27 protein-coding genes are annotated in these 25,613 nt (G+C 38.8%); 20 read left to right on the forward strand and 7 right to left on the reverse strand.

Going from position 1 to position 25,613, the window contains the following annotated elements:
* The first annotated feature begins 1 nt into the window (after nucleotide 1).
* The 4 genes from rhaD (at nucleotide 2) to IGL42_RS01690 (ending at nucleotide 3,126) form a co-directional block, all read left to right on the forward strand.
* A complete protein-coding gene (gene rhaD / locus IGL42_RS01675; RefSeq protein WP_010710818.1) occupies nucleotides 2-850 on the forward strand; it encodes a rhamnulose-1-phosphate aldolase in 849 nt (282 codons plus the stop codon).
* Complete coding sequence (gene rhaM, locus IGL42_RS01680) at nucleotides 847-1,158, forward strand: L-rhamnose mutarotase (protein WP_010710817.1); 312 nt, start codon at nucleotides 847-849, stop codon at nucleotides 1,156-1,158. Before rhaD ends, rhaM begins: the two co-directional genes overlap by 4 nt.
* A 251-nt stretch (nucleotides 1,159-1,409) precedes the next feature.
* Complete coding sequence (locus IGL42_RS01685; protein WP_002358417.1) at nucleotides 1,410-2,288, forward strand: AraC family transcriptional regulator; 879 nt, start codon at nucleotides 1,410-1,412, stop codon at nucleotides 2,286-2,288.
* A gap of 1 nt (nucleotide 2,289) precedes the next feature.
* The gene (locus IGL42_RS01690) at nucleotides 2,290-3,126 is read left to right on the forward strand and encodes a sugar phosphate isomerase/epimerase family protein (RefSeq protein WP_002355313.1); all 837 of its coding nucleotides are present in this window, start codon (nucleotides 2,290-2,292) and stop codon (nucleotides 3,124-3,126) included.
* 83 nt (nucleotides 3,127-3,209) lie between these two features.
* Here the strand turns inward: IGL42_RS01690 and IGL42_RS01695 are convergent, their stop codons facing one another.
* Together IGL42_RS01695 and IGL42_RS01700 are read right to left on the reverse strand one after the other, a co-directional pair.
* Nucleotides 3,210-3,410, reverse strand: coding sequence for a hypothetical protein (locus IGL42_RS01695; RefSeq protein ID WP_002355314.1), 201 nt, complete (start codon nucleotides 3,408-3,410; stop codon nucleotides 3,210-3,212).
* Between the two features lie 105 nt (nucleotides 3,411-3,515).
* Entirely contained in the window at nucleotides 3,516-4,997 is a 1,482-nt protein-coding gene (locus IGL42_RS01700) for a peptide MFS transporter (protein ID WP_002355315.1), read from the reverse strand.
* A gap of 817 nt (nucleotides 4,998-5,814) precedes the next feature.
* On the opposite strand from IGL42_RS01700, the gene IGL42_RS01705 reads away from it, so the two are divergent.
* Nucleotides 5,815-6,414, forward strand: a complete 600-nt coding sequence (locus IGL42_RS01705) for a LysM peptidoglycan-binding domain-containing protein (protein ID WP_002355317.1) — start codon at nucleotides 5,815-5,817, stop codon at nucleotides 6,412-6,414.
* A gap of 69 nt (nucleotides 6,415-6,483) precedes the next feature.
* Here the strand turns inward: IGL42_RS01705 and IGL42_RS01710 are convergent, their stop codons facing one another.
* Nucleotides 6,484-6,864 (reverse strand): PaaI family thioesterase, encoded by a 381-nt coding sequence (locus tag IGL42_RS01710; RefSeq protein WP_002361187.1) that lies wholly within the window; start codon nucleotides 6,862-6,864, stop codon nucleotides 6,484-6,486.
* A gap of 110 nt (nucleotides 6,865-6,974) precedes the next feature.
* Here IGL42_RS01710 and menB point away from each other — a divergent pair, with 110 nt between their 5' ends.
* Genes menB through menC form a run of 6 tightly spaced genes read left to right on the forward strand, consistent with a single transcriptional unit; the run spans nucleotide 6,975 to nucleotide 14,319 of the window.
* Nucleotides 6,975-7,844 (forward strand): 1,4-dihydroxy-2-naphthoyl-CoA synthase, encoded by an 870-nt coding sequence (menB, locus tag IGL42_RS01715; RefSeq protein WP_002391106.1) that lies wholly within the window; start codon nucleotides 6,975-6,977, stop codon nucleotides 7,842-7,844.
* 4 nt (nucleotides 7,845-7,848) lie between these two features.
* Entirely contained in the window at nucleotides 7,849-9,306 is a 1,458-nt protein-coding gene (locus tag IGL42_RS01720) for an o-succinylbenzoate--CoA ligase (RefSeq protein WP_002364948.1), read from the forward strand.
* Nucleotides 9,303-10,670 (forward strand): isochorismate synthase, encoded by a 1,368-nt coding sequence (locus IGL42_RS01725; protein WP_002407297.1) that lies wholly within the window; start codon nucleotides 9,303-9,305, stop codon nucleotides 10,668-10,670. Before IGL42_RS01720 ends, IGL42_RS01725 begins: the two co-directional genes overlap by 4 nt.
* Entirely contained in the window at nucleotides 10,670-12,403 is a 1,734-nt protein-coding gene (gene menD / locus IGL42_RS01730; protein ID WP_185776364.1) for a 2-succinyl-5-enolpyruvyl-6-hydroxy-3-cyclohexene-1-carboxylic-acid synthase, read from the forward strand. Before IGL42_RS01725 ends, menD begins: the two co-directional genes overlap by 1 nt.
* Nucleotides 12,391-13,215, forward strand: a complete 825-nt coding sequence (gene menH / locus IGL42_RS01735) for a 2-succinyl-6-hydroxy-2,4-cyclohexadiene-1-carboxylate synthase (RefSeq protein WP_010710813.1) — start codon at nucleotides 12,391-12,393, stop codon at nucleotides 13,213-13,215. Before menD ends, menH begins: the two co-directional genes overlap by 13 nt.
* Nucleotides 13,216-14,319, forward strand: a complete 1,104-nt coding sequence (menC, locus tag IGL42_RS01740; protein WP_002364942.1) for an o-succinylbenzoate synthase — start codon at nucleotides 13,216-13,218, stop codon at nucleotides 14,317-14,319.
* Between the two features lie 56 nt (nucleotides 14,320-14,375).
* Here menC and IGL42_RS01745 read toward each other — a convergent pair whose 3' ends face one another.
* Together IGL42_RS01745 and IGL42_RS01750 are read right to left on the reverse strand one after the other, a co-directional pair.
* On the reverse strand, nucleotides 14,376-15,074 hold the full coding sequence (locus IGL42_RS01745; RefSeq protein WP_002355326.1) for a glucosamine-6-phosphate deaminase: 699 nt from the start codon (nucleotides 15,072-15,074) through the stop codon (nucleotides 14,376-14,378).
* 251 nt (nucleotides 15,075-15,325) lie between these two features.
* The gene (locus IGL42_RS01750; protein WP_002361196.1) at nucleotides 15,326-16,852 is read right to left on the reverse strand and encodes an AMP-binding protein; all 1,527 of its coding nucleotides are present in this window, start codon (nucleotides 16,850-16,852) and stop codon (nucleotides 15,326-15,328) included.
* A 220-nt stretch (nucleotides 16,853-17,072) separates the two neighbouring features.
* On the opposite strand from IGL42_RS01750, the gene IGL42_RS01755 reads away from it, so the two are divergent.
* Complete coding sequence (locus IGL42_RS01755; protein ID WP_002355332.1) at nucleotides 17,073-17,474, forward strand: organic hydroperoxide resistance protein; 402 nt, start codon at nucleotides 17,073-17,075, stop codon at nucleotides 17,472-17,474.
* A gap of 43 nt (nucleotides 17,475-17,517) precedes the next feature.
* Here IGL42_RS01755 and IGL42_RS01760 read toward each other — a convergent pair whose 3' ends face one another.
* A complete protein-coding gene (locus tag IGL42_RS01760) occupies nucleotides 17,518-18,288 on the reverse strand; it encodes a sulfite exporter TauE/SafE family protein (RefSeq protein WP_225581367.1) in 771 nt (256 codons plus the stop codon).
* A 169-nt stretch (nucleotides 18,289-18,457) separates the two neighbouring features.
* On the opposite strand from IGL42_RS01760, the gene IGL42_RS01765 reads away from it, so the two are divergent.
* From IGL42_RS01765 to IGL42_RS01795, 7 genes are read left to right on the forward strand one after another with little or no spacing between them, the layout of a single operon-like run.
* A complete protein-coding gene (locus IGL42_RS01765; RefSeq protein ID WP_002358431.1) occupies nucleotides 18,458-19,261 on the forward strand; it encodes a PTS mannose/fructose/sorbose/N-acetylgalactosamine transporter subunit IIC in 804 nt (267 codons plus the stop codon).
* Nucleotides 19,254-20,072: a PTS system mannose/fructose/sorbose family transporter subunit IID gene (locus IGL42_RS01770; protein WP_002355336.1), complete on the forward strand. Its 819-nt coding sequence runs from the start codon at nucleotides 19,254-19,256 to the stop codon at nucleotides 20,070-20,072. The genes IGL42_RS01765 and IGL42_RS01770 overlap by 8 nt, the downstream gene beginning before the upstream one ends.
* 30 nt (nucleotides 20,073-20,102) lie before the next feature.
* On the forward strand, nucleotides 20,103-20,579 hold the full coding sequence (locus IGL42_RS01775) for a PTS system mannose/fructose/N-acetylgalactosamine-transporter subunit IIB (RefSeq protein ID WP_002355337.1): 477 nt from the start codon (nucleotides 20,103-20,105) through the stop codon (nucleotides 20,577-20,579).
* A 16-nt stretch (nucleotides 20,580-20,595) separates the two neighbouring features.
* Nucleotides 20,596-21,447, forward strand: a complete 852-nt coding sequence (locus IGL42_RS01780) for a MurR/RpiR family transcriptional regulator (RefSeq protein WP_002355339.1) — start codon at nucleotides 20,596-20,598, stop codon at nucleotides 21,445-21,447.
* A gap of 14 nt (nucleotides 21,448-21,461) precedes the next feature.
* On the forward strand, nucleotides 21,462-22,352 hold the full coding sequence (murQ, locus tag IGL42_RS01785) for an N-acetylmuramic acid 6-phosphate etherase (RefSeq protein ID WP_002355340.1): 891 nt from the start codon (nucleotides 21,462-21,464) through the stop codon (nucleotides 22,350-22,352).
* A 12-nt stretch (nucleotides 22,353-22,364) separates the two neighbouring features.
* The gene (locus tag IGL42_RS01790; protein ID WP_010709212.1) at nucleotides 22,365-23,354 is read left to right on the forward strand and encodes a serine hydrolase domain-containing protein; all 990 of its coding nucleotides are present in this window, start codon (nucleotides 22,365-22,367) and stop codon (nucleotides 23,352-23,354) included.
* A gap of 9 nt (nucleotides 23,355-23,363) precedes the next feature.
* Nucleotides 23,364-23,783 carry a PTS sugar transporter subunit IIA gene (locus IGL42_RS01795; RefSeq protein WP_002363016.1) on the forward strand — a complete coding sequence of 140 codons (420 nt, stop codon included), beginning with the start codon at nucleotides 23,364-23,366 and terminating at the stop codon, nucleotides 23,781-23,783.
* A 178-nt stretch (nucleotides 23,784-23,961) separates the two neighbouring features.
* On the opposite strand, the gene IGL42_RS01800 is transcribed toward IGL42_RS01795, so the two are convergent.
* A complete protein-coding gene (locus IGL42_RS01800; protein ID WP_010710811.1) occupies nucleotides 23,962-24,771 on the reverse strand; it encodes a DUF1189 domain-containing protein in 810 nt (269 codons plus the stop codon).
* 193 nt (nucleotides 24,772-24,964) lie between these two features.
* Here IGL42_RS01800 and IGL42_RS01805 point away from each other — a divergent pair, with 193 nt between their 5' ends.
* Complete coding sequence (locus IGL42_RS01805; protein ID WP_002361201.1) at nucleotides 24,965-25,573, forward strand: superoxide dismutase; 609 nt, start codon at nucleotides 24,965-24,967, stop codon at nucleotides 25,571-25,573.
* Nucleotides 25,574-25,613 lie beyond the last annotated feature (40 nt).

Here is a 25,613-nt window from a genome sequence, read left to right on the forward strand (position 1 = left end):
AATGAAAAAAATGAACGTGTTACAAGCACCATTTGTGGAAGAAATGGTCAAAACGACCAAAAATTTATATCGTTTAGGTTGGGATGAACGAAATGGCGGAAATATTTCGTATTTATTAAAAGAGGAGGAGATTTTACCTTTTCTAAATCCAACACAAGTGCTCCGAAAGATTCCAATGAAATTTGATGCAACGAAATTAGCAGGAAAATATTTTATCGTGACAGGCTCAGGAAAATATTTTAAAAATGTCTGTGATGCACCAAGCGAAAACTTAGGGATTTTACGAGTTAGTGAAAATGGCCAGGAATTAGAACTATTGTGGGGCTTAGAAGATGAAGCTGTGCCAACGAGTGAATTACCTAGCCATTTTATGAGCCATATTGCTCGTTTAGCTGTTGATCCAGAAAATCGCATTGTCATGCATAATCATGCGAGTCATTTATTAGCAATGAGTTTTACTCACGAATTAGATGAAAAAGTCTTTACTAGAACATTATGGCAAATGTGTACCGAATGTTTAGTAGTATTTCCAGACGGTGTTGGTATTATTCCGTGGTTGGTTCCTGGAACGAATGAAATTGGTGTAGCAACGGCTGAAAAAATGAAAGAATCTCGTTTGGTTTTATGGCCGCAACATGGTATTTATGGTACTGGCCGTGATATGGATGAAGTATTTGGTTTAATTGAAACTGCCGAAAAAGCCGCTGAAGTGTACACTTATGTTTGTGCGCAAGGAGGCGTTCGCCAAACAATTTCAGATGCAGATTTATGGCGCTTAGCAGAAGCGTTTGGTGTGACACCGAAAGTTGGCTATTTGGAAGAGAAAGTATCAAAATGGAGAAAGCTATGATAAAAAAAGCCTTTTGTATGCAAGTATATCCTGATCAACATGCCGAATATCAACGACGTCATGAGAAGTTATGGCCAGAAATGCGTCAAATGCTGAAAGAACATGGGGCAATTAAGTATCAAATTTTTTTAAATACTGAAACCAGTACACTTTTTGGTTATTTAGAAATAGAAGATGAAGCTCGCTGGGAGCAAATAGCACTGACGCCAATCAATCAAAAATGGTGGAACTATATGGAAGATATTATGGAAACAAATCCTGATTGCTCGCCGATGACGACTGAATTAAGAAAAGTTTTTGAACTATAATTTAAAATAGAACAGTTTGTTATAGTGAATCGTATGATTGGACACAAAACAACTTACTTGAGTGGAGTTGATTTTAAGAAATTGTTCTGGAACTTACAAAGAAAGCCTTTGTGGTAACGCCTGTTCCAGAAAGTAATAAATTGTACCAACATTAGCTGTAACTGTTTATTCAAAAAATAGTTAACTTCTAAAAAAAGAGGTGAATCTTGTTGAAGAGTGTAAAAGAAATCCGGAAATCACAAGTAAATAGTATGATTTCAGATCAATATGAGATCTTTCATGTAAAAGATATGGTTAGTCCAGAAAAAACCATCTATCATTACCACGATTTTTATGAAGTCCATTGTACGTTAAAAGGGGTAGCAACGTTCTTTTTAGATGGACATCAATTTGATGTTGAAGCAGGGACCGTTTTACTCATTCATTATCATGATTTACATCGAATTATTAAGCAGAGTACTGATGATTTTGAACGGATGTATATTTTTTTAACACCCGATTTTTTACAACAACGATCTAGTAAACGGACAAACTTGTCTGCTTGTTTTCAACATTTTGGTCAGCGTCGTAGTAAAGTTATCAAAGTGGATGTAGCAAAATTAGCAAACTACTTGACCCCGTTAGATCATTCTCCTTTGCCAGAAGAATATGGTGCGGATGTTCGTTATGAACAACAACTGTTAGACTTTTTAATTTACTTAAATCAATTAGTTCTGAAAGAAGAGAATGAGAGCCAACCAAAACAAATGATTGAAAATGAACGAATTGAAGCAATGATTACCTACATTTCTCAAAATTTGGATCAACCATTAACCTTAGAACAGATGGAAAAAAATTTTTTTGTGACTAAGTATTATGTAACGCGGGAATTTAAGAAACATACAGGATTTACTTTCCATCAATTTGTGCTGAAAAAGAAACTACTTTACGCTAAACAGTTATTAAAAGAATATCGCAGTGCTAGTGATGTTTACCTGAAATGTGGATTTAAATCATATCCACACTTTTTGAAGTCCTTTAAAAAAGAGTTTAATATGACACCGAAAGAATTTTTGGTGCAACATAAGAATAATCAGATCATTCATTTTGATCATTACGAAGAATCTATCAAGAAAGTGAGGCTTGAATAAAATGTTGACACTTGCAGTACGTGCCCATGATGTTGGCACCAAAATATCTCCTGTGGAATTGGCTAAAAAAATTGCTGAAACGAACATAACTTCAATTCAATTTGCCTTAGGTATTTCTTATCCAGAATATGCAAGTGCTGCTGTTCTATCTCCAGGACTAGGAAGTCAATTGAAGAATATTTTCGAAGATGAAAAGATTACGATTAGTGTCCTAAGTTGTTATATTAATCTGATTCATCCAGATTTAGAAGAGCGAGAAAAACGACTGCATCAATTTGAAACATACATTCGTTACGCTTCAATGTTTGGGGCAAAAATCGTTGCAACTGAAACAGGCAGTATATATGAAACGATTTATTACACTGAAGATAATTATACAGAAGAAGCCTACGAAGAAGTTTTATTTTCTGTTAGAAGATTATGTCGAGAAGCTGAAAAGTATGGGATAATTGTTGGGATTGAACCAGGAATCAATCATCCAATTCATACAATTGAAAAAATGCAACGATTGATTGACGAGGTTGCTTCAACTAATTTAGGTATTATTTTGGATCCTACCAACTTAATTCGAGTAGATATAGATAAAACGTATTTGGAAATAGTAGAAGAAGCGTTTGAGTGTTTTGGTGAAAAAATCGTTGCTTTTCATTTGAAAGATTTCATTATAAGAAATCAGCAGATATTTCCGGTAGCCATTGGCGAAGGGCAGGTACCTCTTAAAGAAACCATTCAATTTTTGAATAAACATAAGCCTGGACTGTTCACTATTTTTGAGGAAACACCATTTGAAAAAATAGCAAGTGCCTATCAAAAAGTTTCGCAATATCATTCCATTTAGATAAAAATGTGCAACAAAAAACATCTCGATTTTTTGAGATGTTTTTCGTTGCTTAATAAGACAAAATATAAAATATACTTGCCTTAAAAACTCACATAAAAGAAAGAAGCAATCGCCACAGCAAATGAAATAATAGCAAACACTAAACTACTCCATAGTCCTAACAGAATAAATGGTGAGGTTCTTTTGCCGCCCTCTTTCTTTAAGTAGGAAAATGTCCGTCCAGTAACAATGAATTGCCAGATACTAATCAATAAAAAAATACCGCCAATTAAGTAACGCATGTCCTCGTCCTCCTTCTATTTAGTATACCACTTGATGAAAACGTTATCAAAACGCTGTATAAAAAAGTTGCCTTTCAAAAAATAGAAAGGCAACTTTTTGACGGTTTAACGGACGTCACCCATTAAGTTTTGGATTGGTTTTTTCACAATGAATAAGAGAATCCCAGCAACGACAGCTACAAGTCCGACAATCCCAAAATATGCTGACTCTGTTCCAGGTGTATAGAAACGAGCAATTTGAGCGTTAATGGCTTGTGAAGCGGCATCTGCTAATAACCAAATAGCAACGGTTTGAGCTTCGAAAGCTTTCGGTGCTAATTTTGTAGTAATCGATAAGCCAACGGGAGATAAACACATTTCTCCGACAATCATAATGAAGAAACTAAAGAATAACCAAAGTGGACTAACCCGTCCTTCGGTACCATAAAGTAGACCTGGCAACATTAATAAGACGAAGGAAAGACCAGCAAAGACTAGCCCTAGTGAAAACTTCACAACTGTTGATGGTTGACGTTTACCTAGTTTTGTCCATAATGTAACAAAAATAGGGGTCAAAATAACTACGAATACAGGATTTAATGATTGGAACCAGCTAGCGGCAATCGGGAAGCCAAACAAACTCGTTTGCGTCCGTTCATTTGCAAATAGAGCAAGAATAGACGAACCTTGTTCTTCCAATGACCAGAAAACAATTGCTGCTAAGAATAATGGCAAGTAAGCCAGAACTTTTGGTTTTTCTTCAGCAGTGACATCTTTAGACGTTAACATTTTGCTGAAATAATAAACAGGTAACAGGATTCCTAACACGCTGATGGTATTAATAAAGAAATCAATTGTTAAATGTCCTGTGACATAGGCGCCACCAAAAATAAGTAAAGCAACGACAATTGCCAACATAAATGCTTTAGCAAATTTCTTTTGCTCTTCTTTAGACATTGGATTAGTTGGGGCTTGACCAATTCCAGCAAGAGATTTACGTCCTTGGAAATAATATTGTAGTAGCCCGAAGAACATCCCAACTGCGGCAACGGAAAAGCCTAAATGATAATTATATTCTTGTCCTAAAGTTCCGACAACAAGGGGAGCGATTAAGGCTCCGATATTAATCCCCATGTAAAAAATGGAGAAGCCTGCATCTCTACGTAAGTCAGTTTTTGAATAAAGATGGCCAACCATCCCTGAAACGTTTGGTTTTAACATCCCAGTCCCAAATACAATTAACATAATAGAAACGAATAAGGCGGGGACACCAAATGGGGTAGCGAGAACAATATGTCCAGCAATGATTAACAAACCACCAATAAAAACAGTTTTCCTTGAACCTAAGACTCGGTCAGAGACCCAACCGCCAATGATACTGGACATGAAAACCATTGATCCATAAATGGACATGATGGCTAAGGCAGTTGCTTTGGGGAGACCTAAACCGCCATTGGCTACGGTATCGTAAATGTAATACATTAGAATAGCACGCATGCCGTAGTAACTGAAACGTTCCCACATTTCTGTGAAGAACAGTGTTGCTAGTCCTTTCGGTTGTCCCAGAAAGGATTTGTCTAATTTCTCAAGTTGTTCTTTGTCACTCATAGATAAAACTCCAATTCTTATAATATTCAGAATATTTGATAATAAAATGACTTAAATGTAGATTCATATATTTTATTACTCATAGATTGGAAAATAGAAAGAGAAAAAACTGATTACGTTTTTAAATAACAAGCGTTCGAGTGATTATTTGTTTTTTATTCGTGAATTACAATAAAAATGAATATTTATTCTGCTTTATTTTCAATACTTTGTTTTCATAGTTGCTTTAGCTGTTCCTTTTTTGAATAAGATTAAAATGAATAAATAACAAGCAAAATATAAGATTTTTTTGTTTAACTCTTTTTGTTTCAATAGGAAGTGCTTAGTGTTTTTTCAGAATCGAAAAATGAATACGACAAAAAATTTATCTATATAATAGAAGGAAAAATAAAAATAGTGAATGATAAAAAAATTCAAAGAAAACGCCTGTTCTTTTTAGGCGTGAGTTTTTGAAAAAAACATTCTCATGTCTAGTATCTTTAACATTTTGTTACTTTTTGACTGAAACGAATGTAAAAAAACCGACATTTAATGACTAATCAAGGGTTAGAAAACGGTTTCTCAAAAATAAAATCCTGTTTTTTTAACTTTTTTTCGCAAAATATAAACAGGATAATATCAAGCTTCCAGCAGCTTTTTATTACAAAATGTAACAAAATCGACATTCTAGTAATAAATTGTCACGAGATATTCACCTACGGCCGGCCATTCGATGATAAAGTATGTGAAGTCGTTTCGATAAAGCGAAGCAGACGTGGTTGTTGCCGAGAGCTAAGAGCAACAATCAAATATTTTTAATTACAAAGGAGAAACATACATGAAATCAATCAAAACGATTTTACTTGGAACAACTTTGGCCGCAGGTTTAGGATTATTCTTAGGAACAGACGCAAACGCAGAAAGCTTATATACAGTTAAAGCAGGAGATACTTTATCAACAATTTCTCATCAATTTGCAGGAGACAATAGCTTAATTCAAAAAATTGCTTCTGATAACAAATTGCCAAACCTTGATTTAATTTTTGAAGGAGAACAATTAGTTATTCGTTCAGAAAAAGAAGTTGCTAATACTCCAGCACCAGCTGTAGAAGTTGCACCAGTTCAACAAGTAGTTGAACAACCTGTTGCACAACCAGTACAACAAGAAGTACAACAACCTGTTGCTCAAGAAGTAGCGCAACCAGCAGCACCTGCCGCAAGCAGTGATGCAAAAGAGTGGATCGCACAACGTGAATCTAGTGGTTCTTACGATGCAACAAACGGTCAGTATATCGGTCGTTACCAATTATCTGCCTCTTATTTAAATGGTGACTATTCACCTGCCAACCAAGAACGCGTGGCAGATCAGTACGTAGCAGGTCGCTATGGTTCATGGGATGCAGCTAAATCATTCTGGTTAGCAAATGGTTGGTACTAAAATTAAATAAACGAAGTAATCTAATTACTTATTAAAAACCATAAACAAAAAAACAGTAACCTGTAAAGATTACTGTTTTTTTTGTCGATTTGTTAAGGTACAACGCCCCACGCTCGTCAATTGGTGGTCTGCGTTATAAATTTTTGCTTCCCAAACTTGAAGGGTCTTTCCCGAGTGATCGGGTGTCGCAATCACGGTAAGGCTACCATCATGGACACTACGAAGATGATTTACTTGTAAGTCTATGCCGACAGCAAAAGTGTTTTCAGGAACGTTTTCGTTCGCACCTAAACTACAGGCGGTTTCAATTAAGACGCCGTTTAAGCCCCCGTGGACAAGGCCATAGGGTTGTTTATGCACGTCTTTTACCGCTAAAGTAAGCTGACATTTCTCAGCAGAAACGTGTTGAATCGTGATGCCTAAATACTCTAAAAGATGAATAGTAATCAGTCCTTTCTAATAAAAGAGAGAATAAAAGGTTTTTTATTTATTATACAGGAATGAAGAAAATTTGAAATAGCCATGTTTTTTCTTAAAATTCAAGCGACTTTTTCTCTAAAGTGCCGATTCTTGTGTATAATAGAAAAGATGAGATTAATGAAGGAGGTTTCCTAATGAGAAACTGGACAACAATTAAAGAATATGATGAAATTTTATTTGAGCAAGCAGGCAAAGTAGCAAAAATTACTATCAACCGCCCGCATGTTCACAACGCATTCACACCAAAAACAGTCATGGAAATGATTGATGCATTCAACATTAGTCGTGATAAAGAAGATGTCGGGGTTATTATTTTAACAGGCGCAGGTGACCAAGCATTCTGTTCTGGTGGCGATCAAAAAGTTCGAGGTAATGGTGGGTACGTTGGCGAAGACAACATTCCACGTTTAAATGTGTTAGATTTACAACGGTTAATCCGTGTCATTCCCAAACCAGTCATCGCAATGGTGAAAGGCTGGTCCATTGGCGGCGGCAATGTTTTACAATTAGTTTGTGATTTAACAATTGCGGCTGAAAATGCTAAGTTTGGGCAAACAGGACCAAATGTCGGTAGCTTTGATGGTGGATACGGCTCAGGTTACTTGGCGCGCGTTATCGGCCATAAAAAAGCGAAAGAAGTTTGGTTTATGTGTAAACAATATTCTGCCCAAGAAGCTTTAGATATGGGCTGGATTAATACTGTTGTTCCATTAGATCAAGTAGAAGATGTGACAATGGAGTGGGCAGAAGAAATGTTAACCAAAAGCCCGATTGCTTTACGGATGATTAAAGCCTCTTTAAATGCCGATACAGATGGCTTGGCTGGTGTGCAACAATTAGCTGGTGATGCGACACTTCTTTACTATACAATGGCTGAAGCACAAGAAGGCCGAGATGCATTTAAAGAAAAACGGACACCAGATTTCGATCAATTCCCTAAATTCCCATAAACCAATGACTTGGTTAAATAAACAAGTACAAAAACGTCCCGATCATCCTGCTTTTTATTTTCAGGATGAATCTTGGACGTTTTTAGAAGTGCAACAAGAAGTCAGCCATTGGGTAGCCACATATCAACAGGTGCTTGCACCAGAAGAAAAACGTGTGGCTTTATTCAGTAAGAACAGCAAAGAGTTGTATTTTTCAATTCTAGCCTTATGGGAATTGGGGAAAGAGTTATTATTTTTAAATACGCATTTGACACTTGCTGAACTGACTTTTCAGTTAAAAGATGCGCAAGTTAAAACGATTATTGGTGCGCCTGAAACGCAGGCTTTGTTAGAGGAGATTTCTTTTGTCGACGTTCAGCCAATGGTTAAAAAACAGCATAGTCTTTTACGTCAGGAGTTTCAACAGCCAAGTGACTTAGAGTCGGTGGCTTCTATTATGTATACATCTGGAACTACAGGACAACCTAAAGGGGTCTTGCAACGGTTTAAAAATCATTTGGCCAGTGCTAGAGGCACTCAAGAAAATATGGGGATTACTGCTGAAGATTGTTGGTTGTGTGCAGTCCCATTATTTCACATTAGCGGATTGTCGATTGTTTTTCGACAACTCGTCTTAGGTTGTAGTATTCGCCTTTACGATAAATTTGATGAACAGCAAGTGACACAAGATTTACAAGAAGGCCGTGGCACCGTCATTTCAGTGGTTGCGACAATGTTACAACAATTATTGTCTGTCTATCCTGAAGCTGGCTACAGCGTCAGCTTTAAAGGAATGTTATTGGGCGGCGGACCGATTGCACCGGATAAATTAGCGCAGTGTGAGGAAAAAGGGATTCCAGTCATTCAATCTTATGGGATGACGGAAACGTGTTCGCAAGTTGTTGCCTTGAAATTTGAAGATGCGGCACTGAAAATCGGCTCTGCTGGGCAACCGTTAAAAGATATGCAGATCAAAATTGTTGATGAACTAGGACAAGAACAGCCAGAAAAGCAAGTCGGGGAAATTTTACTTAAGGGACCAAACGTTGTTTCAGGTTACCTTAACCAGCGTCAACCTGAAAAATGGACAGCAGATGGTTGGTTTAAAACAGGCGACATGGGCTATTTAGATGCACAAGGTTACCTGTATTTGGTTAGTCGTTTAAGTGAACTCATTATCTCTGGTGGTGAAAATATTTACCCCACTGAGGTTGAACAGGTGTTACAGGCGATAACAGGAATTAAAGCAGCGGCAGTTGTAGGAGAACCAGATGCGCAATGGGGAGCCGTCCCAGTTGCATATGTGATTAGTGACCAAGAAATCACCTTAGCGCAAATTCAAGACCAGTGTTCACGAAAACTGGCAAAATATAAACGACCGAAACGCATTTATTTTTGTCATTCTTTCCCGCAAACAGCAAGTGGAAAGATTGCCAAACATCGTTTCATGACAGAAGAAAGAGAGGCGTTTTTAATCAGATGAAATTGCCTGATGAATTACGACAAGCCTATCAGAAGAATGCCCGTCAGTTCAGTTGGGTTTTTCCATTAGAAACAGAACAAACAGCCTTGGCAATTTTTGCCGCTGGTGAAAAGGCATACCAAGGAGAACGTTTTTTTTGGCAAACGCCGAAAAAAGATTTTGCTTTGGTTGGCTTCGGATATGAAACTATCTTAAAAGGCGCAGAAACAGAAACGCATCAATTGAACAACTTTTTAAAAAAAGAGGCGGCAACTCGTTTTCAAAATATGTCTATTTCTGGTACGGGGGCCCTTCTGTTTGGCGGTTTGCCTTTTGATACAGAACAAACGCCTACTGAGGCCTGGGGAGAGTTAGGGGAAGGTTGGTTTTATCTACCAAGTATTCTATTTACTTTTTCAGGTTCACGTATTTATGGAACGCTGAACTTTTCAGGTTCTAGTGAACAAGAAGTCGAGGAACGTTGGTCGACTTTGGTGGCTCAGTTTGATCGCTTGTTAGCTACCTGTGAGGAGTTGCCAGCTGTAGCGGAAACAAAGATTGACAAGGAAGAAGTTGCCGTGACTGAATGGCTACAAGCTGTCAACGAAACAGTAGCAGTCTTAAGAGAAGATGGCCCTTTAAAAAAAGTGGTTTTGGCTCGACAACTTGCTGTGAGCAGTCCTGAAAAAATTCGAAGTAACCAAGTGCTCGTTAATTTAATGGCACAACAACAAAATACGTATTTGTTTGCTTTAGAAGCCAAAGACACAAGTTTCATTGGTGCAACACCAGAACGACTTCTGTTGGGTACTAAAGAAACGTTTGCGACCGCTTGTATTGCAGGAACCATTAAAACGGGTCAAACACCAGAAGAAACGAAAGCTTTAGGAGCGCAACTTTTACAAGACCGCAAAAATACCGGAGAACACCAAATTGTGGTGGAACGTTTAGCGAAAGAGTTGGCGAAGATGACGACTTCTGAAAACAGTATTCAAGCACCTATTATTTTGGAAAATCGAGATGTACAACATCTTTATGTGCCAATCTCGGGTCAACGTAAACCGGGAATTTCGTTCTTGGAAAGTGTGATGCAGTTACACCCAACGCCAGCTTTAGGTGGTGAGCCCAAAGAGTTGGCAGTCGAATGGATTCGACAATATGAGCCAGGGAGTCGTGGGTTATATGGTGCGCCAATCGGTTGGATTTCAGGGAATGATGATAGTGGCGAGTTCGCTGTGGCCTTGCGTTCAGGTGTCTTTGCTGGTCAGCAAGGCGTTCTTTATGCAGGTTGTGGTATCGTTGCTGATTCTCAAGCAGAGCTAGAAAGAGAAGAAACGAAAATAAAATTTCAACCGATGTTACGAGGAATTGGAGGGCAGGTTTAATGAATCATCAAGAAACAATGACCGATTATTTAATGGCCTTTATTGAAGGCTTAAAAAATAGTGGGGTTGAACAAGCAGTCATTAGTCCAGGGTCCCGTTCCACACCACTGGCTTTATTACTTCATCGGGAAACCGCAATCCAAACTTTTGTCGATGTCGATGAACGTTCCGCTGCTTTTTTTGCTTTAGGATTAAGTAAAGCGAGTCAAAAACCAGTGGTCTTACTTTGTACCTCTGGAACAGCAGCTGCAAACTATTATCCAGCAATTTGTGAAGCCAATATTAGCCATGTGCCTTTAGTCGTTTTAACAACGGATCGGCCGCATGAGTTACGTCAAGTTGGCGCTCCTCAAGCCATGGACCAATTACAAATGTATCAAAATCACGTGAAATTATTTGTTGAAATGGCTTTGCCAGAAGCAACAGAAGAGATGTTGAATTACGCCTATTGGCAAGGCGCTAAAGGAGCAGCTTTCGCGCAACAAACGCCTGCAGCACCTGTTCATTTGAATTTTCCTTTGCGGGAACCATTATTACCTGACTTAGAGAGAAAAACAAAGAGTTCTCAACAAACGGCTTTATTCGCTGGTCAATCAATCCTTTCTACAGAACAAGTGCAACAGCTAGCGGATCAATGGTACCAGAAAAACGGCGTTTTGGTTGTCGGTGGCAGTCATACAGAGGAAGAAGCGGCGTTATTTATTCAATTAGCCGAAGCTTTGCAATGGCCGTTACTAGCGGATCCTTTAGCAAACATTGTGACACATGGGCAAAATAGTGAAGTTGTTATTGCACACAGTGATCTGTTTCTAAATGTGGCGACCTTGCCACAAGAACCAGAAGTGGTAGTGCGTTTTGGTTCGCTGCCAATTTCTAAAAACATCATGTTATGGTTGAAACACTTAGCAACGACAGAGACTGCTTTTTATTTTGTGGACGAAAATGGGCAATGGCAAGAGCAATTGAAAAAATCACAAACCGTTATTCAGGCAAAGGAAACCACGTTTGTAGAACAACTACTAACGGTTGTCAAATCAACAGAAGCGACTTGGTTAGCACAATGGCTCCTGCTGGAAAAAACGGTCTCTGAAGTTCTTCTAGAAACGCTGAACGCGACAGAATTAAATGAAACAACAGCCAGCTTAGCTGTTCACCAAACGATGAAAGAGAACGGTCAGTTATTTGTATCTAATAGTATGGCTATCCGCTACTTAGATCGATTTATGGATAGTCGCCCTTATCGGATGTTTGGAAATCGCGGCATCAACGGGATTGATGGGATTGTTTCAACTGCTTTAGGAATGAGTGCCGTAGCACCGACACAGCAAAACGTTCTACTGATTGGTGATTTAGCGCTATATCATGATATGAATGGTTTATTTTTGGCTAAACGTTATCAGTTGCCGTTAACAATTGTTTTATTAAATAACAATGGTGGCGGGATTTTCTCTTTTCTATCTCAACGAACTTTACGTGAGGACGATTTCGAGCCTTTATTTGGAACACCGCTTGATTTAGATTTTTCGTTAGTTGCTGAACTTTACGGTGCTTCGTACCAAGAAGTCAAAACAATCGCGGAGCTCAAGCAAATTTTACAAGCAGCGGCTGAAGAACCACAATTTCAAGTGATAGAAGTCAAAGGAAATCGCCAAGAGAATGTTCATTTGTACGAATCAATTTTAGCTGAAATTGGTAGACGAGTAGAAAGACAGGGGATTTCATGGAACGGTTAATTCGGGGGATGCAGTACCATTATCAATGGTTAACACCTTTTGATGCAAAGCGAACGACAGTAGTCTGTTTACACGGTTTCACAGGAACGTTAGCCACGTTTGCAGCCGTTTTTCCCAGTCAAACACCTTATAACGTTTTAGGAATTGACTTACCTGGGCATGGCGCGACTGCTAGTTTGGTAGCACCAGAGCGTTATACCATGAAACAGGTTTGCCATGATATTGCTGAACTAACCGAATCGCTAAATTTGCCTTGCTTTTGTTTATTAGGCTATTCAATGGGCGCTCGAACAGCTTTAGGTTTTGCATTACATTATCCACAAAAGGTACAGCATCTTTTATTGGAAAGTGGATCACCAGGTTTGGCCACTGCCGCAGAACGTCAGGCTCGGATCTGTCAAGATCATCGTTTGGCGGAACGTCTTTTAGAGGAACCGCTGGTGGATTTTATTGATTTTTGGCAAGAATTACCGTTATTTCAAACGCAAAAAGCTTTGTCTGTGGCACAGCAAATGGCCATTCGTCAGGAACGTTTGAGCCAATCGGCCTTTGGATTGGCTAGTAGTTTGTGGTATATGGGCACAGGAGCGCAAGAGAGTTACTGGGAACGTCTAGCAGAATTGCAGCCGATTCCTACCGATTTATTGGTAGGCGGCGAAGATCAAAAATTTATTGGAATTGCGAAAAAAATGCAGGCACGTCAACCGTTGTTGAGGCTGACAATTTTTCCTGCAGCAGGACATTGTATCCATTTAGAACAACCAACGATTTTCTATGAAAAGGTGACAGCGTTATTGGAAGGAGCTATCTGAATGAACATTCAATCAATTGAAACCTATCAGGTTCGTTTGCCTTTAAAAACGCCGTTTGTCACGAGCTATGGTCGCCTGGAAGAAAAAGCGTTTGATCTATTTGTAATAACGGATGAGCAAGGAAATCAAGGGTTTGGCGAATTAGTGGCTTTTGAGCAACCTGATTATGTGCAAGAAACGTTGGTAACCGAACGCTTCATCATCCAACAGCATTTAATTCCGTTACTTTTAACAGAAGCGCTTGAACAGCCGCAAGAGGTTTCAACAATTTTTGAAGAAGTTAAAGGGCATTGGATGGGAAAAGCTGCGTTAGAAACTGCCATCTGGGATTTATATGCCAAACGGCAACAGAAGAGTTTAACTGAATTTTTTGGACCAACGCGGAGGAAAATTCCTGTAGGGATTAGTTTAGGGATTCAAGAAGACTTACCTCAATTGCTTAAACAAGTTCAGTTAGCTGTAGAAAAAGGGTATCAACGAGTGAAGCTGAAAATTCGTCCCGGTTATGATGTGGAACCCGTTGCTTTGATTCGTCAGCATTTTCCTAACTTGCCTTTAATGGTCGATGCCAATTCAGCGTATACATTGGCTGATTTGCCTCAATTACAACGTTTAGATCACTATCAATTAGCGATGATTGAACAGCCTTTTGCTGCAGATGATTTTTTAGATCACGCACAATTACAAAGAGAACTGAAGACAAGAATTTGTTTGGATGAAAATATTCGTAGTCTCAAAGACTGCCAAGTGGCGTTAGCATTGGGCAGTTGCCGTAGTATCAATTTGAAGATTCCTCGTGTAGGTGGGATTCACGAGGCGTTGAAGATTGCCACATTTTGCCAAGAAAATGATTTATTGGTTTGGTTAGGTGGTATGTTTGAGTCTGGTGTTGGTCGCGCATTGAATTTGCAATTTGCGTCACAGCCTACCTTTTCCTTTCCAGGTGATATTTCAGCAACGGAACGCTATTTTTATGAAGATATCATCACGGAACCTTTTATTTTAGAGCAAGGGACAATGACCGTGCCTCAGGGACTTGGTATTGGTGTTACACTTTCCCAGACGAATTTGCTAAAATACAGTCAGTATCAAAAAATCATGTAATGATAACAAAATTGCGCCTATGACTATGCAGAGAAGCATAATCTAGGCGCAATTTTTTATTTTTCTAATTGACTCGCTGCGGCTTCATCCAAGAGAACTGTTAAATTTGGATGGAGTTGAAGAATAGAGGCAGGATACGTTTCTGTGACAGGTCCTTGGAGCACTTGTTTGACCATCTGAGCTTTTTGTTCACCATTTACAATTAGGACAAGATGCTTAACTTTCATGATGCTGGCTGGCCCCATCGTAACAAAGGTCATGCCTGGCTGCATCATTTCAGGAACAAACCAAGGCTCTGAACCAGTGACGGTCACTTGGTAGGTTTCATTTTTAAAATGAGTGGTAGTGGGCATGTTCCCGCAAAAATGACCATCTGCTCCTAAGCCAATTAACATCAAATCTAAGCCGCCTGCGTCAGCAATCCGTTGTTCTTGTTGTTGAAAGTTTTCCACAGTTAATGGATGGATGTTTTGCTCGGATATTTCCGCAGGTGTCAAATACAGCGTCCGCAAATCTGTCAGAGTAATGCCTTCCTTTTGATGAGGAACGGGGATTTCATCAAAGTTATAATAATGAACATTATCAAAGTCAGATGAGTTTTTCACAATCGAGGCTAATTTTTGGTAAACAAGTGCTGGTGTTTTGCCAGCGGTAATTGATAAATTCACTCGTTTATCTTGGCTCATCGTGCTTAGAAGTAACATTTTTGCCCATTCGCTCATCGTGTCGAAATCTTGTTTAATTAAAATTTTCATACTTGCTCACTCCATTCTTTGAATAAGCTAAGTATAATTTGTGGGAACCATCCCATGTCAAGTTCTTCACAAAAAGGATTTAATTAACGGTAGACAAAAGAAAGAGGGGCAGCCGTCAAAACGACGACTGCCCCTCTTTTTAAAGCTTAAGATAACCTACAACGAGTTAACTTTTTAGCTTTCTGTTCCACTTGATCCAACGCTGGCCTAAGCGTTCTTTTGACCAACGTTATTTGACAAAGAATCTTATTTTATTGTTCTTTTAACCATTTTTCTAGTTGTAAACGTTGCACTTTCATAGTAGCTGTGTGAGGAATTTCATCAAAAGCCATAATGATAGGTTCGTTTAAATGTGGTAAATCGGCTACTTGTGTCCACCAAGCATCCCAATCCATTTCTTCCCCAGGGACAACCGCTAAAATTGGCTGAGGTTCATTTTCTTTGCCACGGACAATAATCACTTCTTCTAAGAAATCTAATGCATCCAATAAATGATCTTCAATAGCTAAATTACTGTCGATGTTTTCAATTAGATCTACTTGGCGATCTTTCAAGAATAAGTGGCCGCGTTCATCTAACATCCCGTAATCGCCGCTGTCCCACCATTCGCCGTAGACATTTTCTGCAAAGCGGGCATCTTCTTTGTAATATGTTAAGGCCCGTCCTTTTGATAAGAATTGGATATGGCCGTCCGTCATCGCAGGTAAAACTTGTCCTTTTTCATCGGTAATTCGAGCTTGTGTTAAATCCTCTAAACCAACGCCCATGTCACGAGCATCTGAATCTTTTAGGGATTCTAAAGTATGCGCTCGTAAGATCATTGGCCCGCATTCACTTTGTCCATAAACTTGTAGGAAAATTGGTTCATTGGCAGCAGATGCTTTTAAGAAAGCCACCATTGTAGCGTTGTTAATTGCATCAAAAGTAGAATGATAATAATGGACACTAGCGAAAGCTTCAGGTTTTTCTTTGGCCAAACGAACCCATTGAACGAAGTTATTGGGGTGTGTTTCTACAGCGATTGGTTGATAGGTGCTGAACATTTCAGCGACTTTTTCGCTCGAAGCATTTGCTAAAGGCATCATAGGGAAGCCCATGGCCATTAAAGAAGACACGCCAATGTTAAAACGAGAATGAACTGGCGAAATATGAAAGCCAACTAATTTCTTTTCAGCAATTTTTGTAAAAATGGTTTTTTGCCATTTTGTACGCCAACCCATAGAGTGATTGGAATGACAGATAAGTTTAGGAATACCTGTTGTTCCAGAGGTGTGGGTCATGTAGGCAATTTCGTCTTTAGTCAGTTCGTCTTGAGGAACTTCCGTGGCATCAGCTTCTAAAAGAGAAGCAACCGAAAGTTTTTTATTGGCAGAGCTGTTACGAACAGCTTGAACTTTTTCAGCAGTCACATCATCAAATAAAATATAAGGATCTTCTAAACGATCAACGAATACTTCAATTGTTTCAAAAGGTAAATGGTATGAAACCATTACAGGAACGGCTGCTAGATATGAGGCTGCAACAGCTAGTAAATACGTGTCGAATTTAGGACTTTTATAAATAATAATTTTGTCGCCTTTTTTTACACCTAAAGCGGCTAATTGATATGCCCGTTTCAAAATTTCTTGATGGCTTTCACCATAAGTTGTTTCTAAGCCAAGTGCAGGAAAAGCAGGCAAAGATTCATCAAAAATAATTGGAACAGTTGGTGTTTTTTCTGCGGCTTCTTGATAGTTTGTGTAGAGGTTTAATGGTTGATAATCAAGTAAGTGTGTCAAGGGAAAGTCTCCTTTGTAAAATAGTTTGTGTACAAATGTACAAGTTCACTTTATCCTATCATAGAATGGGTTCTTTTTCTACGTCAAAAATACAACGTTAAATGTTATTTTTTATTATTCACAAGCACAACGTTTGCTGTATCTGGCAAAGTTTCCTACAATAATTATGTAAGTAACAAGTTCTCAGAAGTGTAAAACTTTACAAAGGAGAGGAATTTACATGAAAAAAATCTATGAAACAACTATCATTAATACGGGCGGACGTGCAGGAGAAGTTCACTCACCGGATAAATCATTTTCTTATGCAGTTGCTTCGCCAGGTGTCAAGAAAGAAAATACAACAAATCCAGAACAATTATTCGCAGCGGCTTACAGTGCTTGCTTTAACGGTGCATTAGAATTAGTGATGGATCAAGAAAAAGTCGAAGGTAAAAGTACAGTAACTGCACGTGTTTCCTTATTCCAAGGAGAAGATGGATTTAGCGTTGGTGCTGAATTAGAAGTTCATATTGATGGGGTAGATCAAGCTAAAGCAGAAGAACTTGTTAAAAAAGCCCACGAAATTTGCCCATATTCTAAAGCAACAAGAAATAATATAGATGTTAAATTAACAGTGATTTAATTAAAAAAGAAGCGCTTTGTCGTATAGACAAAGCGCTTCTTTTTTAGATAACAGTCCACAAATTATACATATTTAATAAAATAACTAAAAAAACAACTAAACTATAAATTTGGGCGACCCGTTGTTGGGATAATTTTTTACTGAAAAGACCGCCGACATAACCACCGAATAAAGCGGCAGGAATAATAGCCCAAAGCATTGTCAAATCAAAAACCGCAAACCCTGTGGTCAAGCCGATATTGCCAAGTTTGGCGAGTTGGGAGAAAAAAATAGTAATGATGGAATAAACAGTTGCTGATTTGATATCCATTCCAAAAAAGAGAATAAGGCAAGCTACATTAATGGGACCGCCACCGATGCCTAAAAAGGTTGATAGAATCCCTAAGCCTAATCCGACAATCAGAAAAATGCTCAATCCGTTGAGGTGTAAGTGCCAGTTGGAAAATTGATTGTAGAGAAGAACCAAAACCAAGGTCAGCAACATGATGATATATTGGATTAGTTGTACTTTTTCTTCATTTGGCGCTAGTGCAATCGCCTGATTAAGAAGTAAATCACCTAACATGCCGCCGACTAAGGAACCAAACGAAATACTCGCGGCTTTTTTCCATTCAATTTGGACACCATTTTGATACTGTTTATAAGTCGAAGAAATGGACATGACAAAAACAGCTACACTTGAATAGAACGCAATACTATTTAACGAATGGAACCCAAGAAAATCCAAAACAGGCTTAATAATGACGCCTCCACCCATCCCAGAGAGCGCCCCAACTGTATTGGATAGAAAAATAGTTATGAAATAAATCAGCAAAACCCGCACATAATCACTCCTAAACCGTTTTCTTTTAGTATAGCACAAAAATTATATAAGAAATGTAATTTCATTTAAAAATATTTTTAAAAAGAACTTGAAATGATATTTCTTTAATGGTATTCTACAAATACAAAAAAGAAAACGCATTCAAGGAGGATGAGAAAGCATGACAGTATCGATTGGTATTATTTTGATTTTATGTCTTTACACAGTTGTTGGTGTACTTGACCAAATTTCTATTCAGATTGGTCCATATACACCATTGTTTGCTGCAACGTTTACTGGCCTAGTCTTAGGAGATGTTCAAACAGGTTTGATGATTGGGGCAACGCTTCAATTGATGACATTAGGCGTAGCGACTTATGGAGGAGCAACAGTCCCAGACTTTCTTTCAGGGGCCATTATGGGAACGGCTTATGCAATCATTTCAGGGAAAGGGGCAGAGTATGGTATCGGAGTTGCGGTTCCGATTGGGTTATTATTGACACAACTAGATATTTTAGGCAGAATGGCTAATACGTTTTTCCAACACAAAGCAGATCGTTATGCGGAAGAAGGCAATTATAAAGGGGTCGAGCGCTGCAATGTTTTAGGAATTTTTCCTTGGACGATTTCTCGTGTCATCCCAGTTTTTATTGGCCTAGCTTTTGGTGAACAAGTTGTAAACGCTATCAATAATTGGATTCCTATTTGGGTGATGAATGGGTTAAAAGCAGCAGGCGCTATTTTACCAGCGATGGGGATTGCTATTTTAATGCGTTACTTACCAATTAAAACATACTGGCCCTATTTTATTATTGGGTTCGTGTTACTTGCTTATGGGGCCCAATTCTTCTCAGTTTTAGGTGTCGCACTGGTTGGCTTGGCTTTAGCAGCGATTTATGTGATGAATCATAACAAAGGCGGCGCAGCTACAACAAGTGGCACGGTTATTTACGAAGATGATGAGGAGGTTGAGATTGATGACTAACAAATTAACAAAAAAGGATATTAATAAAGTTTACGTCCGTAATCTTTTTGGCTATCAGTGGGGCTGGAACTATGAAAAAATGCAAGGACTTGGTTACGCTTGGGTGATGATGCCTGCATTAAAGCGACTATACAGTGAAGATCCAGTAGCTATGAAGAAAGCCTTGAAGACACATCTTGGCTTTATGAATACAACGCCAGCCATGTCGCACTTAATTGTCGGAGCTGATATGGCTTTGGAAGAAGAAGTCGGCATTGAAGATGAAACGGCCATTACTGGTTTGAAAACAGGTCTAATGGGTCCGTTTGCTGGTGTTGGTGATACCATTTTTATCGCGATTTATCGTGCGATTGTTTTTTCGATTGCAGCTTACATGGCGCAAGGGGGCCAGGTTGTTGGGTTACTGATCCCGTTAATTGCCGGAGCAGTGGTCCTATGGGTTCGCTATAAATTCACTTGGATTGGTTACCATCAAGGGAAAAAAATTGCGACAGAATTTGCGGATAAAATGAAATTGTTTACGCAAGGTGCAGCTATTTTAGGGTTAACGGTGGTCGGCGGTTTGATTCCTTCGGTAATTACTTACAAATTAGATTTAACTTATAAAATGGGAGATGTAACATTATCTGTTCAAGAAATGTTGGATAAAATTTTACCCGCATTAATTCCTTTAGGGATTGTTCTTTTATCCTATTGGTTACTAGGGAAAAAGAAAATGAATTCAACACGGCTAATCTTTGTTTTAATTTTAATTGGCATGGTTTTAGGTAATTTACAACCAATGTTGGCTTGGGTTGGCGGTTTATTTTAAAAAAATAGTATATAATAGGAGAGATTTATTATGACAATTGTACATGCAAGAGTAGATGAGCGTTTAATTCACGGACAAGTTGCAACCGTTTGGACGAATACGGTTGGCGCACAAAGAATCATGGTAGTAAATGATGCCGCTGTCAAAGATCAATTACAAATTGGTGCCTTAAAAATGGCTAAGCCTGCAGGAGTTAAATTATCCATTTTATCAAAACGTAAAGCGATTGAAAAAATTTTAGCAGGCAATTATGATGAAGAAAAAGTCTTTTTAATTACGAAAGACATTGCAGACATGGCGGCTTTAATTGATGGCGGTGTCCCATTACAGAGCTTCAATGTCGGCAATATTTCTCAAAAAGAAGGCAGTCGAGCAATTAAAAAATCTGTTGCATTAACCGATGAAGATATTCAAACCGTTCGTCGTTTAACAGATAATGGGGTGACTATTACCGCACAGATGATCCCTTCTGAACCAAACGAAGCAATTTTAACTTTCATAAAATAGAAATGGAGATGAGAAGATGGAGCCAATCCGTTCAATCAGACAAAAATATAAGGACTTTTCCAAAGTAAATAAGAGAATCGCAGACTATATACTGAAGGATCCGACCCGTCTTCTCTCATTAACAGCAAACGAAATTGCTAGCAATAGCGAAACTTCTCCGGCGTCAGTTACCCGTTTTTCTAAACAATTAGGGTTTGACAGCTGGGAAGAGTTAAAACTATCCATTGCAGCGGTACAAGCTGCCAGTAACGGTAAAAAAGATATTGATCCAATTGTAGCGGCGGATGATTCGGTGGATACTATTTGTATGAAAGTGGAATCTTTATTAAATGCTACGATTGAGGATTTATTTTATACAGTGGATAAACAAGCCTTGGAACGAGCAATCGCGCATGTTAAAAAAGCGGAAAAAATTCATTTGGTTGGAATTGGTGCCTCTTCTTTAACGACTTATAATCTTTATCACAAGTTTAACCGCGCTGGTCGCCAAGCAATTTTTAATTATGATAGTCACATGATGTTGGAGTTTTTAAATTATGCAACGGCACAAGACATTTTGATCACGGTCTCCTATAGTGGTTTGACAAAAGAAGCCTTAATCGCCTGTGAAATTGCCAAAAATAGAGGTGCAACGGTTATTTTTATTACCAGTAACGATGGAGAAAACGTGCGATCATTGAGCGATGAAGTTCTTTTAGTCCCCAATAATGAGCACCTCATTCGAGTTGGGGCTATTTCATCGATTGCTTCGTCAATGGCAATTGGCGATGTTCTGTATTTAGGTTCAATTCAAGATGATTTAGACACAGAAATTGAACGCAATATGATTGAAACGAGTCAACTTGTCAGCCGTCTAAAAGAGAAGTAGGGGTGTGCAAGCAAATGAACTTAGAAGGATTAACGACAGAAGCCAGAAATGAAGCGACTAAAAAGATTGACCAAGTGTCAACATTAGAAATGGTAACTTTAATAAATCAAGAAGACCAAAAGGTAGCACAAGCAATTGAAAAGGTGCTTCCGCAGATCGCTGCAGCAATTGATGCAGCGGCAGAACGATTTAAAAAAGGGGGCCGTTTAATCTATTGTGGTGCAGGAACGTCTGGACGTTTAGGTGCTTTGGATGCGATTGAATTAACACCCACATATAGTGTGTCGCCAGAACGCGCATTTGGTATTTTAGCTGGTGGTGAAAAAGCAATGTATCAAGCAATTGAAGGCGCTGAAGACTCGAAAGAATTAGCTATCGAAGATTTAACGCAACATCAATTGACCGCCCGAGATGTCGTAATTGCGATTGCTGCTAGTGGTCGGACACCATATGCCGTTTCCGCAATTGAATACGGAAAAAAAGTGGGCGCTCTAACCATTTCAGTTACCTGTAATAATCAAAGTCCGATGAATCAATTGGCGGAAATTGGGATTGCGCCAATTGTAGGACCGGAAGTCATTACAGGGTCAACTAGAATGAAAGCGGGTTCAGCACAGAAAATGGTGTTAAATATGTTTTCAACAGGGATTATGGTTAAAGTAGGGAATATCTATCAAAATTTGATGGTCAACGTACAACCAACGAACGAAAAATTAATTCAACGTGCCACGAATATCATTAAAGAAGCAGCAGAAATCGAGGAATCGCAAGCCAAAGAATACTTGGAGGCAGCACAGCTAGAAGTGGCACCAGCCATTGTAATGGCGAAAGCCCACGTTGATTTTCAAAAAGCCAAACAACTATTAGCAGAACATGACGGACGGATTTCAGAAGTTTTAGCATAGAAGTGGTGAACAATGAATCAAATCGCAATTCAAGAAACAATTCAGAGACTGATTAATCAGCAAGTAGTTCCGGGTGTCGCTTGGGGAACGATTACAGAAGGTAGCTTATCAGAACAGTATACGGGCTTTTTAGGTAATACTGGTCCATTTGCAAGACAAAAGGTTTCATCAGCTAGCCTGTATGATTTAGCGTCCTTAACGAAAGTTATTGGGACAACAAATCGAATGTTACAATTAATCGATACAAATCAGCTTACTTTTTCAACCACTGTGGGGGAAATCCTACCTGATTATCAAGGACTATCTTGTTCGATTGGGGAGCTTCTACTGCATCAGAGCGGACTGCCAGCTGATGTTGTCGATAAGAAAAATGTCACAAAAAAAAGCTTGCAAGAAATCATTTTAACGCATTCGTTATCTGAACGAGGGAAAACCACTTATTCTGATTTAGGGTATTACTTATTGGGAGAAATTATTCAAGTATTGGATCGCTGCTCATTAGAAGAGAGCTTTCAAACATACGTATTTCAACCAATGAACCTACAGCATACAAGTTTTACGGTCAGCGATTTTGCCCAGGCAGTGCCCACAGAGATTACAAAACAACGCAGCGTTATTCAGGGGGTGGTCCACGATTCGAAAGCCTATCAACTGAAAGCGCCAATTGGCAGTGCAGGGTTATTTGCAACTTTACCAGATTTACTCACTTTTGTTCAGTGTTTTATGAACAATCGCTACCCGTCTGGCAAACCATTATTTTCTGAAAAAATGTTCGATGCTCTCTGGTCTATGAACCAAGGGGGACGTACATTTGGTTGGGAAGTGAAAAAGACGCAAGCAGGGGCAGGCTATTTGTATCATACTGGCTTTACTGGAACGGCGATTGGTATGAAAAAAGAGACCAAAGAAGCCCTAATTTTGTTGACGAATCGGATTCATCCCACTCGTGAAGAACGTGGTTTTCTGAAAGCACGAACAAAAATTTATCAGCAGTATTTTTAGGAGGATATGATGAAACCAAAATTAATTTTAATGAGCCATGGACGGATGGCAGAAGAAACCTTAGCTTCTACTCAAATGATTGTCGGGGAATTAGCAGATGCTGCGATTGTGTCAATGACCGCAGAAGATGGCTTGAGCGGCACGCAAGCAAAACTGGCAGCAATCTTAAAAGAAGCTGGCAATGTCCCGACGCTTGTATTAGCTGATTTAAAAGGAGGAACACCTTGTAATGTGGCTATGATGGCCATGGGCACTTATCCGCAATTGCGAGTAGTCGCTGGACTTAATTTAGCAATGGCAATTGAAGCAGCCGTCTCACCTGTTGAAAATGTGGATGAATTAGCTGCATATTTAACGCAAATTGGCCAATCTGCGGTGACCACGATTGACTTACCTGAATTAACAGATGAAGAAGAATTTGAAGAATAGAAAGAGGTCGGGACGGAACCGTTTAGCTCCGAGAAATAAGAAGGAATTTCCGAAAATTGCTTTTTAATTTTTGGAGAATTTCGGCTTATTTCCGAAGGAGTTGGTTCTGTTCCCGCCGTTTATCAGGTTTTGAGCCTGGAACAAAAATCCAAAGTGATTTTTGTCCCAGGCTCTTTTTTTAAGAACCAGGGATATTCCGTGGTTCGTTTTTGGTTGTGACAAAGAAAAAGAACAGACTTAGTAAAATAACTAGGATGCCATCGTTAAACATCGGATTTACGAAATTTAAAATAGCACTTAAGATGACTGGCACGGTAGCACAATACGTAATAATTTTTAAACAATCAATCAAACGTAAAGAATAAAAACGTAATTTTGAATAGAGAGATGCACCGATAGCGGCAATCAGTAAGTCTAAAACTAAACCGATTAGAACAGGGTAGATAGCCACTAAAAAGACAATGAGTTTTGTCCACCAAGGGATTGCTGCTTCACTTAGCGCAGTCTTGATACTCTGAGCGTTAACGCCATCTAAGGTTCCTTTACTATAGGGGAAGATAAATTGGTCGGTGCCTAGAATTGATTCAGTTGCTCCTGAATTTGGTAAGGCGACTACAAATTCATCTTGTAAAAAAGCCAAACCAAACGCATTACCAATTAAATCCTTTTGGACATCAGCGGCTGTACGCTTTCCATCTGGATCAAACGTAAAAATAATCGAGTCGGTTTGATAAATAAAGCCAGATTCTTTGACCTTTGTTTGCAACGTGCCATTTTCAATAGAAAAGTCAGGCAACTTTTCTGCAATTTTTTTGCCATCTTGTTGCACCTCTTGTAGCACAGAAAAGACTTGTTTGGTAATAGGTAGTGCTAAAATAGCACTTAAAAAAACAGCATAGAGAATTACTTTCCAAAACGCCATTTTTTTCGCATGCCGTAATTCTGAAACTGAAAAAAAGGCCTGCTTAAATAATTGCAATGTATTCATTTATTTACTCCTCACATCATTCTTCTACAGGTCATTCTAGCGAATTTATGAGGGAAACACAAGGTAATCTCCCTCTTTTGTAAAACTTTTCTTTTGGCAAGCAAACTATTTTGTAGAAAGCGGTTCACTCTGTTATCATAATAGTTGTATGAAAGACGTATGTTACATACTAAAAAATAGGGGGATTTAAAAAATGACTTACACATTACCAGAATTACCATATGCTTATGATGCATTAGAACCTTACATTGACGTGGAAACAATGCACTTACACCATGATAAACACCACAACACTTATGTGACTAACTTAAACGCAGCGATTGAAAAACATCCAGAATTAGGCGAAAAATCTGTAGAAGACCTAATTTCAGATATGAATGCTATTCCTGAAGATATCCGTACAGCCGTTCGTAACAATGGTGGCGGTCACGCAAACCATACATTCTTCTGGGAAATTATGGCACCAAATGCTGGTGGACAACCAACTGGCGCTATTAAAGAAGCAATCGATGAAACATTTGGTAGCTTTGATGAAATGAAAGCTGCTTTCAAAACAGCTGCAACTGGCCGCTTTGGTTCAGGTTGGGCTTGGTTAGTTGTGAATAACGGTAAATTAGAAATCACTTCAACACCAAACCAAGATTCACCATTAATGGATGGCCAAACACCTGTTTTAGGTCTTGACGTTTGGGAACATGCGTATTACTTAAAATATAAAAACGTTCGTCCAGATTACATTGAAGCATTCTGGAACGTTGTTAACTGGGATAAAGTAAACGAACTTTTTGCAGCAGCAAAATAAGTTTGCCAATTGTGAAGGAAAGAGTCAAATGACGGCTGTC

Origin of the sequence: Enterococcus sp. DIV0712 (genome assembly GCF_050554855.1) — a bacterium.
GTDB lineage: Bacteria > Bacillota > Bacilli > Lactobacillales > Enterococcaceae > Enterococcus > Enterococcus faecalis.

Excerpts from the sequence above, each read along its gene's own strand:
- rhaD (WP_010710818.1), top strand. The coding sequence starts at position 2 with ATGAAAAAAATGAACGTGTTACAAGCACCATTTGTGGAAGAAATGGTC.
- rhaM (WP_010710817.1), top strand. The coding sequence starts at position 847 with ATGATAAAAAAAGCCTTTTGTATGCAAGTATATCCTGATCAACATGCC.
- IGL42_RS01685 (WP_002358417.1), top strand. The coding sequence starts at position 1,410 with ATGATTTCAGATCAATATGAGATCTTTCATGTAAAAGATATGGTTAGT.
- IGL42_RS01690 (WP_002355313.1), top strand. The coding sequence starts at position 2,290 with ATGTTGACACTTGCAGTACGTGCCCATGATGTTGGCACCAAAATATCT.
- IGL42_RS01695 (WP_002355314.1), bottom strand. The coding sequence starts at position 3,410 with ATGCGTTACTTAATTGGCGGTATTTTTTTATTGATTAGTATCTGGCAA.
- IGL42_RS01700 (WP_002355315.1), bottom strand. The coding sequence starts at position 4,997 with ATGAGTGACAAAGAACAACTTGAGAAATTAGACAAATCCTTTCTGGGA.
- IGL42_RS01705 (WP_002355317.1), top strand. The coding sequence starts at position 5,815 with ATGAAATCAATCAAAACGATTTTACTTGGAACAACTTTGGCCGCAGGT.
- IGL42_RS01720 (WP_002364948.1), top strand. The coding sequence starts at position 7,849 with ATGACTTGGTTAAATAAACAAGTACAAAAACGTCCCGATCATCCTGCT.
- IGL42_RS01725 (WP_002407297.1), top strand. The coding sequence starts at position 9,303 with ATGAAATTGCCTGATGAATTACGACAAGCCTATCAGAAGAATGCCCGT.
- menD (WP_185776364.1), top strand. The coding sequence starts at position 10,670 with ATGAATCATCAAGAAACAATGACCGATTATTTAATGGCCTTTATTGAA.
- menH (WP_010710813.1), top strand. The coding sequence starts at position 12,391 with ATGGAACGGTTAATTCGGGGGATGCAGTACCATTATCAATGGTTAACA.
- menC (WP_002364942.1), top strand. The coding sequence starts at position 13,216 with ATGAACATTCAATCAATTGAAACCTATCAGGTTCGTTTGCCTTTAAAA.
- IGL42_RS01745 (WP_002355326.1), bottom strand. The coding sequence starts at position 15,074 with ATGAAAATTTTAATTAAACAAGATTTCGACACGATGAGCGAATGGGCA.
- IGL42_RS01755 (WP_002355332.1), top strand. The coding sequence starts at position 17,073 with ATGAAAAAAATCTATGAAACAACTATCATTAATACGGGCGGACGTGCA.
- IGL42_RS01765 (WP_002358431.1), top strand. The coding sequence starts at position 18,458 with ATGACAGTATCGATTGGTATTATTTTGATTTTATGTCTTTACACAGTT.
- IGL42_RS01770 (WP_002355336.1), top strand. The coding sequence starts at position 19,254 with ATGACTAACAAATTAACAAAAAAGGATATTAATAAAGTTTACGTCCGT.
- IGL42_RS01775 (WP_002355337.1), top strand. The coding sequence starts at position 20,103 with ATGACAATTGTACATGCAAGAGTAGATGAGCGTTTAATTCACGGACAA.
- IGL42_RS01780 (WP_002355339.1), top strand. The coding sequence starts at position 20,596 with ATGGAGCCAATCCGTTCAATCAGACAAAAATATAAGGACTTTTCCAAA.
- murQ (WP_002355340.1), top strand. The coding sequence starts at position 21,462 with ATGAACTTAGAAGGATTAACGACAGAAGCCAGAAATGAAGCGACTAAA.
- IGL42_RS01790 (WP_010709212.1), top strand. The coding sequence starts at position 22,365 with ATGAATCAAATCGCAATTCAAGAAACAATTCAGAGACTGATTAATCAG.
- IGL42_RS01795 (WP_002363016.1), top strand. The coding sequence starts at position 23,364 with ATGAAACCAAAATTAATTTTAATGAGCCATGGACGGATGGCAGAAGAA.
- IGL42_RS01800 (WP_010710811.1), bottom strand. The coding sequence starts at position 24,771 with ATGAATACATTGCAATTATTTAAGCAGGCCTTTTTTTCAGTTTCAGAA.
- IGL42_RS01805 (WP_002361201.1), top strand. The coding sequence starts at position 24,965 with ATGACTTACACATTACCAGAATTACCATATGCTTATGATGCATTAGAA.